This window comes from Clostridium zeae, from assembly GCF_017312485.1.
Taxonomy (GTDB): Bacteria; Bacillota; Clostridia; order Clostridiales; family Clostridiaceae; genus Clostridium_AR; species Clostridium_AR zeae.
The window spans coordinates 306,287-321,832 of sequence record NZ_BMBA01000002.1 but is presented as its reverse complement, the minus strand read 5'-3'; the positions used below and the strand labels follow the sequence as shown (position 1 = coordinate 321,832).

Genomic DNA, 15,546 nt, shown 5'->3' with positions numbered 1-15,546 from the left:
GATGAATGATAATGCAATTATAAAAAATAAAAATATTGTGCTTAAACTGTTTATTCCTTTACTTTTGATTATAATATTGGTGTACGAAAAGAATAGGGATTATATGTTCTTTCATCAATTTGTTGAAGTCTTATGTACAACTTTTGGAGCTTCACTTACTATGATGTCTATAAATAGATTTAATTTAAGAAGACATAATCTATTTACTTATATAGGTTTAGGTTTTTCTGCTATATGTATAGTTAATTTAGTACACATCTTATCATTTAATGATGGGAAAAAGTATGAGGAAGTGCTAAATTTTACTTTGCCTATATGGTTGATAACTAGTTGGTTAGAACATCTAGTTATAATTTTATCCCTTTATTTTAATAAGAAAGCTATAAGCTATTTTAAAGCAGTTATAATATTTTTAGTCAGTGGAATAGCTATTTTTGCGTCGCTTTTAATTATTTACTATTATACAAAATCGAATTCAATTGCATATCGTAGAGCTATTTTTATAAATTTAAACTGGATTATTATTATTCTTATGTTTAGCTTTGTTTTTATAGGAATACTTAGAAGTAATAGTATAAGTAATAATAGTAAAAAATATATTCTCGCATACCTCTCTCTTGTGATTATATATGAGAGTATAGCTAAGATGACTTTTACAAGATACGATAATATTAATTATAATGTAATTTTAACTATTCATATTTTGAAATATTTAGCCTATTACACTCTTTTTGAAGGAATAAGCAAGTTCCTCATACAAGGAACTTATAGTGAAATGTATGAGGAACTTAAGCAGATGGAAAAAGACCAAAAACATTATAGTAGTATATTAAAAAAGAGAATGAATTTAGAGATTGAACTCCAAAAAATGATGGAGATGAGCAAAAGTAAATATAATATATTGATTAACTCTATACCAGATTCCATATTAATTTTTGAATACGAAAAAATAAATTTTATAAATTCGTCTGCAAAAAAACTATTAGAATTTATTTGTGGCGATTACAAGAAAATCGAGAGATTTAAGCTTGGAGAATTTATTGATTACATAGGTTCTTTAAGTAGTACTTATACGGCATTTGAAAAAAATATTATGAATTTTTCTATTAATATTGATGGTAGTGTAAGGTTGTATGACTTATCTACTGAGTGTATTAATAACAAGATATGTGTTGTTTTAATACGAGATGTTACAGATATAGGAAAAATTAAAAATTTGAAAAATGAGTTGGAGGGGTATATAAAAGATGACGAAATAAAAAGACAATTTTACACAAATATATCCCACGAATTAAGAACTCCTATAAATGTTATTTTTTCTGCGTTACAGTTAAATGACCTATATCTATTAGAGAAAAACAAAAATGGACTGAGTAAAAATGGAGATAATATAAAAAGAAACTGTCTGAGACTTATAAGGACTATAAATAATTTTATTGATACAAATAAGTTATCAGAAGGCTATTTAACTCCAGATATGAAGATATACAACATAGTAGATTTAGTGGAAGACGTAGCACAATCTACAATAGAGTATATTAACAAATTTAATATGAAGCTTACCTTTGATGTGGATGAAGAAGAAATATATGTGAAATGCGACAAGGAGTTAATTGAAAGAGTTATATTAAACCTACTTTCTAATAGTGTAAAGTATGGAGAATCTGGTGGATTTATTTTTGTTTCAATAACCAGTGATAGCGATTTTGTGAATATATGTATTCTTAATGATTCAGATTCAATATCAGAAGAGGAGCAAAATTATATATTTGATAAGTTCTCTAAAAATCAATATTCACTTAATAGTAGGAAAGAAGGCAGCGGCTTAGGCCTCTTTATATCTAAAGCATTAATAGAACTACAAGAAGGTGAAATCAAATTAAATTCATTTAATTATGGAAATAGATTCGATATAAAATTTAAGAGAACAAAAGATTATATAGGAGATTATGAAGAATATAAAAATGCTAATATAAATGAGTTGAAAGAAAAGGTAGATATTGAGTTTTCAGATATATATATTTAATCTCTATGAATATCATAAATTGTTGACATAATATTAAAGTATCTAGAGCATATTGATGAACCACTTCATAAATTAAAACTGTATTTTAAAATTCTGCTTCAAAACTTAGAGGAGTTTTTAAAATAAATTTCATATGGAACTGATACAACTTTAGATGTACTTATTATAATTAAAATTTATATTTTGAAAGCCTTCTCTTATAGACAAGAGGAGGCTTTTAAAATGTTTTTTGATTTAAATGTTACTTTCTTACTCAAAAAAGTGAACTGAAATTTATGGAATAGTTTCGTGATAATTTTCATAGTATAAAAAAACGAAATAAGGGGGATGCAATGAATTTTTTTAAAGTTAATAATAAATTTAATATTGGAGATCTCATAATAAGTATTTTAATTACACTAGGAGGTGGTTTAATAATAGGTTTTATTACTAAGGATGCAGACAAATTATATGTAAATCTTAATAAGCCGATTTTTGCACCGCCAGGCTGTGTGTTTCCATTTGTGTGGTCTGTTCTCTATATTCTTATAGGAATTGCTGCATATAGAATATATGAGCTAGGAAAGCAAGGGAAAAACACAAAAAATGCATTGGTTTATTATTCTATTCAATTAATACTAAATTTCTTGTGGCCAATAATATTTTTTAAACTACGATTGTATGGAGTTGCTTTTATTGAATTAGTAATGCTAATAATTTTTATATTTATTACAATTATAAAGTTTTTTAAAGTAGATAGAGTTGCAGGTTTTCTTTTGTTACCTTACATACTTTGGTGTTTATATGCATGTGTACTAAATTTGTTTGTGTGGATAATGAATGAGATGTGAAAAAATAATAAACAAATAATAAAAATGACAATTCGATAACAAATTACCGCTTTCATATATGAAATTTATTGTAAAAAAAGCAAAAAAATAAAAAAATAATAAAACTTTCTATAAAGATAGTTGTTTTATTTGAGAAGATATGGTATATATTATATATGAATTAAAAATTTGTTAATACTTTCTAAATAATTTAAATATTTGATGAATAATATTTAAAAATATTATTTGTACAACCTTTGATCTAGTAAAAATCTGTTTTCAGATTATATATATATAAAGTAAAAGGGGGTGAATCTATTCTAGTACGCGAAATGTGTATTAGAATAGGAATTTAATGAAGAGAAAATCAGTCGCTTTATTAAGTACAATCTTAGCTGGAGCAGTAGTTCTAACTGGATGTGGTACAAAGAAAGATGATACTAAGCAAGCTAATGATGCTGCTAAAACTGTTAAGGCAAACGAGGTAAAGAAAGCTACAGATGTTAGTAAGCTTCCACAGGTTGCTAAAGACAGAAAGGATACACTTATAGTTGGTGGTGTTGCACCAAAAGGCAAGTTTAATCCACTATACTCAGATTCTGTTTATGATAGCTATATAACAGATCTTATATTTGATGGATTGATATCAAATGATGCTGCAGGTAACCCAATACCTTTATTAGCTAAGGAATGGAAGATTTCTGATGATGGAAAGACTTATACTTTCACTTTAGTTGATGGAGCTAAGTTCAGTAACGGAGATGCAGTTACTGCTGATGACGTTGCATTTACTTATACTTCTTTCTGCGATCCTAAATATGATGGACCAAGAGCAGATGCAGTAGAAAAGCTTCAAGGCTACAAGGAATATAAAGAAGGTTCAGCAACTTCAGTTTCAGGTATAAAGGTAATAGATAAGAAAACTATTTCCTTTACATTAACTGAAGTAAAGGGTCCTGGTATCTATGATTTTGCTTATGGTATATTACCAAAATCAGTATATGGTTTTGAAAAGGGAAATATACAAAAAATTAAGGATAGTTTCTTAAAGCCAGTTGGTGTAGGGCAATATAAATTTGTGGAATTTAAGCAAGGTGAATCTGTAACTCTTGAGAAGAATGATACTTATTTTAGAGGAACACCTAAGATAGCTAAGGTTATTTACAAGGTTACTAATGATAAGACAAATGTACAAGAATTATCAGCAGGACAAGTTGATGTAAACCAAATTACTGCAAATGCCAATACTGTAAAAATGGTTCAAACTGCTGGATTCTTAGATCAACAAATATTCTCAGCAAATAACTATAACTATATAGGGTTAAATACAAGATTACCTATGTTCTCAGATAAGAAGGTTCGTCAAGCTCTTATGTACGGATTAAGAAGAGATGAATTCGTTCAATCTTACTATCAAGGATATGCAAGTGTTGCAAACACTCATAATGCACCAACTTCATGGGTAGATCCAACTGGTCTAAATGAATACAAATATGATGTAGACAAGGCTAATAAGTTATTAGATGAAGCTGGCTGGAAGATGAATGATAGTACAAAGATAAGAGAAAAAGATGGAAAACCATTTGAAATACATTGGTTAGCTACATCTGACAATAAGATGATTGAATCACTTATTCCTGTAGTTAAAGAAGATTGGAAAAAACTTGGAATAAATGTTATTACTGATATGTTAGACTTTAACACAATCTCAGAAAAAGTTTATGACAAACAAGACTTCCAGATGTATGCAATGGGATGGTCACTTTCAATAGATCCAGATCCATCAGGAATATTTGCTAAATCACAAGATACTTTAGGTGGATACAACTCAGTTGGTTGGCATCCAGACAAATCTGAAGAATTGATTAAAAAAGGTTTAGGAACTACTAAGCAAGATGAAAGAAAGACTGCTTATCAAGAATGGGCTAAGCTTATAAATGATGAAGTTCCTTATCTATTTATAGTTAATCCAAAACAAGTTTGGGGAGTAAGTTCAAGAGTAAAAGGAATGGAAATTTCAGCTTTCAGAAGCTGGACTTATGATCTTTACAAAGTTGAGTTAACAGATCCTACTGCTAAGTAATAAATCAAGAGGAGCATTTGCTCCTCTTTTTTTGCGTATAAAGTAAATTAATTATTTTAACGTTTAATTATTTTTAATATATGGTAAAATATTATTATATGCTTTACAAAATTTTCTATAAGGATTATTTATATTATAATTTGAGGCTGTGTTTAAGAATATTGTTGCAAATAAGTGTTAAGCTTATTAAAGCCTCGGAGGATTAAACACTTATCTTTAATATAGTTATTTATTGAAAAATAAGTTCAAATAAAATTATATAAGGAGTTGGTAATATGCTAATAAAAAATGGTAAGATTTTCACTATGGCTGGACAAGCTTTGGAATGTGGAAGCATTCTCATAAAGGATGGGAAGATAGTAGAGGTTGCGGAAAATATAGCTGTCTTAGAGGAAGAGGTTATTGATGCTAAAGGTGGTTATGTAATACCAGGTATGATTGATGCGCACACTCATATTGGAGGAGAAGAAGAAAATATGGGCTTCGAAGGTCATGACATCAACGAAATGACTGATCCGATAACTCCTCATCTAAGAGCTTTAGACGGTGTAAACCCAGTAGATGGAGCTTTTAGAAAAGCAGTTAAAGCTGGAGTAACTTCTGTTCTTACTGGACCAGGAAGCGCTAACGTAATAGGTGGGCAGTTTTTAGCAATGAAAACTCATGGCAATTGTATCGATGAAATGATACTTAAAGAACCAGTAGCTATGAAGATTGCTTTTGGAGAGAACCCTAAAAGAGTATATAATTCAAAAGGGAAAGCGCCAATGACAAGGATGGCTACAGCTGCTTTACTTAGACAGACTCTAACAGAAACCAAAAACTATATTGGAAAGAAGAAAAAGGCTGAAGAAAAAGGGGACTTTTTTGAAATAAATTTAAAATATGAAGCATTGGTGCCTGTTATAGAAGGAAAGATTCCTCTTAAGGCACATGCTCATAGAGCAGATGATATATTAACAGCTATAAGAATTGCTAAGGAATTTAATGTTCCAATAACTTTGGATCATTGCACAGAAGGGCATTTGATAGTAGATCAAATTAAGAACTCAGGGGTTTCAGCTTTAGTTGGTCCAACTATGACTTTTAGTACAAAGATAGAATTGACAAATAAAAGTTTTAAGACGCCTTTAGAACTTACAAAAGCTGGTGTAAAGGTAGCTATTATAACTGATCACCCAGTTATACAAATAGAGCATCTACCACTTTGTGCAGCTTTTGCGATGAAAGCAGGGCTAACCTTCGAGGAAGCATTGAGCACAATTACTATAAATGCGGCAGAAATAGCAGGTATAGCTGATAGGGTTGGTAGTTTGGAACCTGGTAAAGATGCAGATATAGTTATATTAGATGGAAGCCCTTTCGAAGTTGCTACAACTACTCTATATACAATTGTCGATGGTAAGGTTGTGTATAGAGATGAACAACTTTAAAACTAAAATTATAAGTTGAATTATAATTTTGCCCATCTAAGGTAAATATGAATAAAGGTTTAAATTATAGTTGAAATAGTATATAATTAATATAGCTTCTCTTAAGTGGGAGGCTATATTTTTTGTTTTTTAAGAAACTATAATTTTTAAATTGGCAAATATATATTTTAATGTCTATATAAAAAACTTAGTAGAACATTGAACTTCCTAAAAAAACATAGGTTGTTTTCTTAGAAAGGATTTTGATTATGGGAAAAGCTTTATTCGTTACAGAAAAACCATCTGTAGCAATGGAATTTATAAAATTATTAAAAGTTAATGGAAGAAAAGGTGACGGATATGTAGAAGGCCAGGATTCTATTTTTACCTGGTGTGTTGGACATATGGTTACAATGTGTTATCCAGAAGCATATGATATTAGATTTAAAAGATGGAATCTAGGGGAGTTACCTTTTTTACCTAAAGAATACAAATATGATGTTATACCTAATGTAAAGAAGCAATTTGATACTGTATCTTCGCTTTTAAATAGAGACGATGTTGACGTAGTTTACGTATGTACAGACTCCGGAAGAGAAGGAGAATACATATATAGATTAGTTGATCAAATGGCTGGTGCGCCTAGTAAAACAAAAAAAAGAGTATGGATAGATTCACAAACTGAGGAAGAGATAAGAAGAGGGATTAAAGAGGCAAAACCCCTTGAAGAATATGATTCTCTTGCTGCCTCAGCATATCTTAGAGCTAAGGAAGATTTTCTCTTAGGAATAAATTTTTCAAGATTACTTACTTTAATGTATGGTAGAAAGATCTCGGAAGTTTTATCGGAGGAACGAGTTGTAATTGCAGTAGGAAGAGTAATGAGCTGTGTTTTAGGTATAGTAGTAAATCGTGAAAGAGAAATAAGAAACTTTACAAAAACTAGTTTCTATAAAGTAAGCGTAGATCTTGCGAAAGAAGAAAAAAGTTTTGATGCTGAATGGAAAGCTGTAGAGGGCTCTAAGTATTATGAATCACCACTTTTGTATAATGATAGTGGATTCAAAGCTAGGAACACTGCGGAAGAGCTTGTAGAAATGCTGAAACCAGCAGAGTTAGCTTTGATTGATGAAGTTAAAAAAACTAAAGAGACAAAATATGCACCGCTTTTATTTAACTTAGCAGAACTACAAAATGAATGTACGAAAAAATTTAAGATAAGTCCAGATGAAACTCTAGGTGTAGTTCAAAAGCTATATGAAAAGAAGATGCTTACGTATCCTAGAACAGATGCGAGAGTTATATCATCAGCAGTAGCTAAAGAAATATCAAAGACAATAAATAAGCTTACTAAGTTTGGATATAATCCAGGTATTGCAGATAATGCTGTTAAGATAATGAAGAACAATTGGACTAAAGACATTGGTAAAAGTAAATATGTTGATGATTCAAAGATAACAGATCACTATGCAATCATCCCAACTGGTGAAGGCGAAGGAGCTATAAGAACACTAGGTAAGCTTGAACGTGAGATATATGAACTAGTAGTTATTAGATTTTTAAGCATATTCTTCCCTCCAGCAAAATATTCTAAGGTTTCTATAACAGCGGATATATTGGGAGAAAAGTTTTTTAAAAGTATTAAGGTTTGTATAGAAAAAGGATACTTAGAAATATTAAAAAGTGATAACAAAGAAGAAGAAGAAAATTCCTTTGTTTGGATTAACGAATTAAGAAAGGGCAGCAAACTTAAAATTGGTCAGTATTCTATTAAAGAAGGAGAAACAAGCCCACCAAAGAGATATACGTCAGGTTCTATGATAATCGCCATGGAGAATGCTGGTAAACTAATAGAAGATGATGAATTAAGGGAACAGATAAAAGGTTCTGGTATTGGGACTTCAGCTACTAGAGCGGAGATAATAAAAAAGCTAATAAATATTAATTATCTCATGGTAAATTCTAAGACACAAATACTTACACCAACAATAAAAGGTGAGATGATATATGAAGTTATAAGCTCATCCATACCATCTTTGCTTAATCCAACACTTACTGCAAGTTGGGAAAAAGGATTGAAAATGGTATATGAAAAAGAGATAGAACCATCAAATTTCATGGGCAAGTTAGAGGACTATACAAAAAATAATATATTTAGAGTAAAAAAACAAAGTAATATAAATCTAATATATAAAAAACTAATGGATGTTAAAAATACATATGGTTTAGCAGAAACTAAATAAAGTAAATAAATCCTATGATAAATTCAAAGTAATTCTATTTTAAATAGAGGTTTTGAAAGTATCATAGGATTTATATTTTTTAGTAAGGAATTTAAAGTTGTATATAATTAACTACTTGTAAAAATGTAATATGCCGCTAAGAATATTATAGATAAATGGTGCTAGGAAAACTGTCATGAGTCCTGCTAGTCCAATGGAAAGTGAGCTCATGGCACCCTCAGTTTCTCCAATTTCTAATGCCTTAGAGGTTCCAACTGCGTGAGAGGCAGTACCTAAGGATACACCAACTGCAACCTTATGCTTTATTCCAAAGATTTTACATATCAATGGACCTATCATAGCACCAATTATTCCTGTAATAACGATGGCAACTACTGTAATAGGCACAATGCCATGAAGTTCATTGCTTATCTCCATACCGATAGGAGTTGTAACAGCTTTAGGGGCTAAGGATTTTATTATTACTGGATCTAATTTAAAGGCATAAGATAATAAAATTATGCTTATTATTCCAACAGCACTTCCTACAAATATACCTATGAATATAGGAAGACCATAAGCTTTTAGAAGCTTGATTTGTTTATAAAGTGGCACAGCTAAAATTACTGTAGCTGGTCCTAAAAACATATTTATAAATTGTCCACCTTGATTATAAGTTTTAAAATCAATCTTAAAAAGTAGTAAAAATCCTATTACTAAAGCAATAGCTATTAAAAGTGGATTAAATAAAGGGAATTTTGTACGTTTGTATAAAAGTAAACCTATTTCAAAAGCTATAAGAGATATAACTATACCAAATAGAGCATTGTTAGTGAAAATATTCATGATTACACTCCTTAATTAGTTTTCATAATTTTTGTCACAAGCTGAATTACGAAACCAGTAACAGCTATCATAATTATTGTACTTAGTATACAAACAATCAGTATTCTTCCCCAAGAGCTTTTTAGAACATCCATTGAAGTGAGTAAGCCCACTCCAGCTGGAATGAAGAAAAAAGACAAGTGATCTAGAAAAAAGTTAGATATGGTTTCTATGTATGAAAGTTTAATAACTTTTGTTAACAGTAAAACTAATAATAAGAGCATTCCGATTATATTGCCAGGCACCGGAAGATTAAAGGTTTTTGAGATAAATTCCCCTATAAAAAATATTACTAGAATTATAAGTAGTTCTCTAAATAATTTCACGGATTACACCTCCTTAAATACACTATTATAATTTAGCATTTTTTTAGAGGAAGGTAAACTGCGGAATGTGACTTAATAATAGATAGTAAACAATTTCATTTGCCGTTAAAGATAACTATAGATACAATTTGGACACTTACTCTTGAATACTTTGAAAATCAGGTTGATAATGAAAAAAAGACAAGAAATCTTGTCTTTTAATAAACCTTAGAAATTTCTTCAAGCTTTTGTTTGATTGTTTCTTTATTCAAATTGCTTAAAAAAGATTCCTCTAGTGATAAAGCTCTATTTAAAAGTTCTGTTGCAGCTTCTTTATTTCCTTCTTTTGCAAGAATCAAACCAGAATAGTAATAAGGCTCTGAAAAATTAACATAATCATCTATTAAAGGAGTAAATAATTCTTTAGCTTTTTCAAAGTTATCAAGGGAATAGTATATTTCACCTAGATTTGCTTTTATGATTGAACTACTGCCATATGTAATTAAAGCTGTTTCATTAAATTCTAGTGCTTTATTCAAATCACCTTTATTGATTAGAAAGTACCCAAGGGTCTCAAAAATCGTAGAAGTTTTATGTGTTTCAGATAGATCCTGCAGAGTTTTTATAGCAGAGTCAACATCGTTCTTCTTCCAATAAATTAATGCTTTAGCCATCTTAATATTTTGAAAATCTTTTTCCTTGAACTGTCTCTCAGTGGTTATTTTAATAAAGACTCTATCTGCTTCATTTACATCTCCATGCTTAAGCTCTAAAAAAACGTAATTAGCAATTATTTTTGCTTTTGATACCTTTGATAATGCAGCTTTCTTATACCAATCTATAGCCTTTGAATATTGGTAATTACGGTAAGCTCTATTTGCCATAAAAGCAGATAACATATCACGGTTTGTGATGCCTTTGTATATGATATACATCCAAAACAAAATACTTCCGATTGCAGGATTTACAAAGAACATAATTCCTAATATGATAACTATTAAGATTAAATCCTTAGGAAAACTTTTGCTGACTTTTTCACCCATAATAATTCCCCCATAAAAATAGTAATATGCTAATTATACTATTTTTATGGGGGAATACAAACAATCAATACTTAACTCTAACAATATTTTCTATTATTGATACAATTTTATACATTATATAAGCAATAACTGAAAGAATTATTATACTCATCATGACCATATCTAATTGAGAGATTTGACCACCGTATACTATTAGGAAGCCTAAACCATCTTTAGCAACCAAGAATTCTCCCATGATAACACCTACCCAAGAGAGACCTACATTTATTTTTAAAGCAGATATCATTGTAGGAATAGATGCAGGCATTATTAAATGGGTTAACATTTGAACTTTATTTGCACCAAAAGTCTTCATTAATTTTATCTTTTCTTCATCTACTTCCTGGAAACCAGAAAAAACACTCATTATTGTTACTACTATTGAAATAAGAAGTGCTACTACTATAATAGCAGTAATACCATTTCCTACCCAGAATATTATTATAGGGGCAAGTGCTACTTTAGGTAATGCGTTAAGGACTACAAGGTAAGGCTCCATTACCTTAGAAGCAAAATCACTCCACCATAATGCAATAGCTATAATGGTACCTAAAACTGTGCCTAAAACAAAACCTAAAATGGTTTCGTAGCAGGTAACAAGTATATGCTTTATAAGAGTACCTTCACCGTAAAATTGCATTATTGATTTTACAACTCTAGAGGGGGTTGAAGTCAGGAAGGGATCTATCCATTTTAAATCTCCTGCAATTTCCCATAGAGCTAAGAAGATGACTAAAACTAATACTCGTACAACAGCAAGTTTTATTTTAGCAAATTTTATTTTCTTTAGATATAATTCATGTTCTTGTTCTTTATTCATCATTTAGATCTAACTCCTTCCATGTAATATTGAAATACTCTCTAAATTGTTTTTCATCACGTCTTTGAAGAGGAGTAAGATTCTCGTTAAAATCAAGAAATAGTTCTCTCTTTACTACAGAAGGTCTTTTTGATAGTACTACTATTTTTGAAGAGGTAGATATTGCTTCTGAAATATCGTGAGTAACCATTATTGCAGTTTTATTTTCTTTCTTAATTATTTGAAAAATTTCATCACATACCTTTAATCTTGTTTGATAATCTAATGCAGAAAATGGTTCATCCAGTAACAAAATTTCTGGTTCCAAGGCAAGCGTTCTAATCAGCGCAGCTCTTTGCCTCATACCACCAGAAAGTTGACTTGGATAGCTTTTTTTGAATTTAGATAAACCATATTGAGATAATAATAAATCAACCTTTTCAATATTTTCTTTATTAATGAGTTTCTTTATCTTTAAACCAAGAGTAACATTATCCCAAAGTGTAAGCCATTCGAATAAATTATCTTTTTGAAACATATAACCAACAATGTCTTGATTTGATCGAGAGTTAGTACCATTGAACAATATTTCTCCAGAAGAGGGCTTTAGTAAACCAGAAATTATATTAAGAAGAGTTGATTTACCGCAACCAGAAGGACCAATAACACTTACAAAGTCACCTTTTTCTATAGTTATATTTATATTATTTAGTGCTTCTATAACTGATTCAGGAGTATGAAAATTCATATAGATATCTTTTATTTCAAGAAGTGCCATATTTTCACCACCTATTAAAAATTTGTCACGGATATACTGATGCATACTTCATAATATTATATATTTTTCAATACATCTTATAGATTTTAGGATATATTGAAAAGACATAAAGAGTGAAGTAGTATACATCTTGAAGCATAAAATATCCGTGACAATAAAAATTAAATACTATTTAGATAAATCTTTTAATGCCTTTTCTCCAAAGGAGTTGTCAATTATCTTATCAAATGCAGGTCTTGAAGGAACTAAACTAGCTTGATAAGATTGAATTATGTCTAAAAGTCTAGTATAGTCTTCTTCTTTCATTGTAGGAACTTTTGCAAAAGCATCAATAGATCTATAATTTTTAACAACATTAGTTAGTATATCTTGATCTGTTCCAGGGAAGAAAGATATGATTGATTTCGCAACATCAGCGTCACTGTTCTTTTCTACCCATTGCTGACCTTTTACTATTGCACGGGTAAATTTCTCTATTATATCAGGATTTTTTTCTATATATGATTTAGTTGCATAGAAGCAAGTATAAGGTAATGTTCCAGCTGATGCTCCAACAGAAGCAACTATACTACCAGCTTTTTCTTTTTCAAGCATAGAACCTGTAGGCTCGAAAAGAGCAACATAATCGCCAGTTCCACCTTTGAAGGCACCACCAGTTGCAGTGTAAGCTATATTTGTTACAACATTGACGTCTTTACCAGGTTGAAGACCATGATTTCTTAAAACATATTCTAAAGCCATTTCAGGAACACCGCCAGGACGACCACCTATAATAGTTTTACCTTTCACAGATTCCCAAGTGAAGTTTTTGTCTTCAGTTCTTCCAACTAAGAAAGAGCCATCTTTTTGAGTAAGTTGAGCGAATACAATTGGGTAGTCCTCTCTCTTTTGATTATAGATGTATACAACTTGCTCAGGCCCACTGAAACCTATATCGACGCTTTTGGATAATACTTGCTGCATAGTCTTGTCTGCAACCTGTGCAGAAACACAAACGGCAGGAACCCTGTGATTTCAAGGGTTCCTGCCGTTTAGCATAATGTTAATTTTATCAGTAGATTAATAAAAGTTCAATATAATATATAAGATTTTGAGGGGGAGTAATTATTTGTATAAGCTGTTGTATTTTATTAGAATCGAAATTAAATAGTATTTTAGCTATTGGACCTTTTAAGTTGCAGTGTTTGAAGTGTTTTTTGTAACAAGCTCTAACTTTCCAACTGAAGTATAACCAGCATACAGTACATCTTCTATGTTAGTAATATTATTTTTCTTTATCTCTTCTTCTAACCAAGCCTTATCTTTTTCTGCAAGGTGTAAGTTTGAATCAACAATAATTCCATTAATTATTAAACTCAAGGTTAGCCCTTTATAAGGAGGATTTATATTTAGATCCTGAGGAGTTACCTTAGAATAAGGAGCCTTTTTTAGAACACTCACTGTTCCATCAACCTCAAGTATTGCAAATTCTACTTCAGTTAGATCAAATACATCCTTCTTTCTAAGCTGCATAAGTAAGTCATTTATACTGTATTTTGCTTTCTTCAAATTGTAAGTAGCCACAACTCCATTTTTTATAAGAAATAAAGGCTCTCCAACGGTTTTTCTTTCAAAACTAAAGCTTCTATATTCTATATAGGACATAATCATAGGGATGAAAATCCAGATCATAAGTACAATAATACCTTTAATTAAATCTGTATGTTTATCAATGCTTGCGGCCCCAGCTATTGCACCTATGGTAATTCCCGATATGTAATCAAAGTAGGTTATTTGAGATAAAGACTTCTTACCAGTGACCTTTACTAGCATAAGAAGTACAAAGAATATTACTAAAGGCTTAAATAGGAAATGAAATAAAATCATAAGCATTTTAATTCCTCCAGGTTTGATTGATAATTATTTTCTAAGTTATTATAGCCACAATTGTAGAAATAAATTATATCTAGGAAGTATGATATAATCTATTATATTAAGCTATAGTATCACAAAAGATTACTTAAATAAGTATTTTCATGGTTAAATGAAAAATGGGAACGCGGAGGATTTATTGTGAATAGTAAATTATATATCGAAGCTGAATTAAAAGACGAGGATATGAAAATAATTGAGAATGGATTAACAGAGTATGCCTTATCAAAAAGCTCAGAGAAGAATATACCAATTAGCATTTTAATAAAGGATGATGAAGGTAAGGTCATCGGAGGGCTTCAAGGAAATCATAATTCAAACTGGTTATATATTAATGCTCTTTGGGTAGATAGGTTACATAGAGGAAAAGGCTACGGCAAGCAAATGATACTTGAAGTTGAGAAAGAAGCTATTAAAAGAGGAGTTTCTAATGCATACTTGCAAACTGTACATACATTAGATTTTTATAAAAAATTAGGGTATGAAACTTTTAGTATTATAGAAAACTCCCCTGAAGGTTTCAATATGTATTATGTAAAAAAGGCATTAAAGTAAGCTACCTCTATTTATTAGAAGTCATATTTTAAAAATATTGATTATTATCATATAACATATACAGAACTCCAAAAGGCAGAAATCTTATATTAATTAAGGTTTCTGCCTTTTGGAGCTAATGTTGGTATATTATGTAAATTTTAAATGCATTTTTTGCTTGATCTTAAATAATACAACCATTTATTAGTACAAGTCCAAACATCAATCTCAATTTTAAGAAGTTGGGCGTGCTAGACCTGTTGTTACATAAATAGATGATATTGAATATTAAAAAATGATTATTTGCGACAAAAAATGATAAAACTTTAATCCGCTTTATCAGAAAAGTAGAACTGAATATATATATAAATCATATTATATTCAGACTTGGTAAAATATGCAGAAAAGGGGCGAAAGATGCAGAAATGAATACTAGAGAAAGTTATCATAACTACAATTGTTACGAAAAGAAACCTCATTGTGAATGTCCTACTGGTCCTACAGGGCCACAAGGTCCTCCTGGACCGAAAGGATGTCCAGGAGTTCCCGGAAGAAGAGGACCACAGGGACAAAGAGGGCCAGCAGGACCGACAGGCGCAACAGGGCCATCTGGAGGTCCTCCAGGACCAAGAGGGCCAAGAGGATTTCCTGGACCACAAGGTCCAACTGGTGCTACAGGACCATCTGGAGGACCTTCAGG

13 protein-coding genes and 1 pseudogene are annotated in these 15,546 nt (G+C 30.5%); 7 read left to right on the top strand and 7 right to left on the bottom strand.

The window, feature by feature from the left end; genetic code table 11:
• The first annotated feature begins 1 nt into the window (after position 1).
• The 5 genes from J3477_RS10825 to J3477_RS10805 all read left to right on the top strand — a co-directional run bounded on the left by J3477_RS10825 (position 2) and on the right by J3477_RS10805 (position 8,573).
• Positions 2-2,026, top strand: coding sequence for a sensor histidine kinase (locus J3477_RS10825; protein WP_206869971.1), 2,025 nt, complete (start codon positions 2-4; stop codon positions 2,024-2,026).
• A 332-nt stretch (positions 2,027-2,358) separates the two neighbouring features.
• A complete protein-coding gene (locus J3477_RS10820) occupies positions 2,359-2,856 on the top strand; it encodes a TspO/MBR family protein (protein ID WP_206869970.1) in 498 nt (165 codons plus the stop codon).
• 334 nt (positions 2,857-3,190) lie between these two features.
• A complete protein-coding gene (locus tag J3477_RS10815; RefSeq protein WP_206869969.1) occupies positions 3,191-4,918 on the top strand; it encodes an ABC transporter substrate-binding protein in 1,728 nt (575 codons plus the stop codon).
• A gap of 275 nt (positions 4,919-5,193) precedes the next feature.
• Positions 5,194-6,351, top strand: coding sequence for an amidohydrolase (locus tag J3477_RS10810; RefSeq protein WP_206869968.1), 1,158 nt, complete (start codon positions 5,194-5,196; stop codon positions 6,349-6,351).
• A gap of 248 nt (positions 6,352-6,599) precedes the next feature.
• Positions 6,600-8,573: a DNA topoisomerase gene (locus J3477_RS10805; protein ID WP_206869967.1), complete on the top strand. Its 1,974-nt coding sequence runs from the start codon at positions 6,600-6,602 to the stop codon at positions 8,571-8,573.
• Between the two features lie 111 nt (positions 8,574-8,684).
• Here the strand turns inward: J3477_RS10805 and J3477_RS10800 are convergent, their stop codons facing one another.
• From J3477_RS10800 to J3477_RS10770, 7 genes are all read right to left on the bottom strand, one after another.
• Entirely contained in the window at positions 8,685-9,398 is a 714-nt protein-coding gene (locus tag J3477_RS10800) for an LrgB family protein (RefSeq protein ID WP_206869966.1), read from the bottom strand.
• An 11-nt stretch (positions 9,399-9,409) separates the two neighbouring features.
• Complete coding sequence (locus J3477_RS10795; RefSeq protein WP_206869965.1) at positions 9,410-9,763, bottom strand: CidA/LrgA family protein; 354 nt, start codon at positions 9,761-9,763, stop codon at positions 9,410-9,412.
• 197 nt (positions 9,764-9,960) lie between these two features.
• The gene (locus J3477_RS10790) at positions 9,961-10,785 is read right to left on the bottom strand and encodes a tetratricopeptide repeat protein (RefSeq protein ID WP_206869964.1); all 825 of its coding nucleotides are present in this window, start codon (positions 10,783-10,785) and stop codon (positions 9,961-9,963) included.
• Between the two features lie 64 nt (positions 10,786-10,849).
• Entirely contained in the window at positions 10,850-11,647 is a 798-nt protein-coding gene (locus tag J3477_RS10785) for an ABC transporter permease (RefSeq protein WP_206869963.1), read from the bottom strand.
• Entirely contained in the window at positions 11,637-12,401 is a 765-nt protein-coding gene (locus tag J3477_RS10780) for an ABC transporter ATP-binding protein (protein ID WP_206869962.1), read from the bottom strand. The genes J3477_RS10785 and J3477_RS10780 overlap by 11 nt, the downstream gene beginning before the upstream one ends.
• Before the next feature lie 168 nt (positions 12,402-12,569).
• A complete protein-coding gene (locus J3477_RS10775; protein WP_206869961.1) occupies positions 12,570-13,364 on the bottom strand; it encodes an ABC transporter substrate-binding protein in 795 nt (264 codons plus the stop codon).
• Between the two features lie 207 nt (positions 13,365-13,571).
• Positions 13,572-14,273, bottom strand: a complete 702-nt coding sequence (locus J3477_RS10770; protein WP_206869960.1) for a DUF421 domain-containing protein — start codon at positions 14,271-14,273, stop codon at positions 13,572-13,574.
• A gap of 180 nt (positions 14,274-14,453) precedes the next feature.
• Here J3477_RS10770 and J3477_RS10765 point away from each other — a divergent pair, with 180 nt between their 5' ends.
• Positions 14,454-14,867 carry a GNAT family N-acetyltransferase gene (locus J3477_RS10765; RefSeq protein ID WP_206869959.1) on the top strand — a complete coding sequence of 138 codons (414 nt, stop codon included), beginning with the start codon at positions 14,454-14,456 and terminating at the stop codon, positions 14,865-14,867.
• Between the two features lie 404 nt (positions 14,868-15,271).
• Positions 15,272-15,546: pseudogene (locus tag J3477_RS10760) on the top strand (collagen-like protein); the annotation flags it as partial.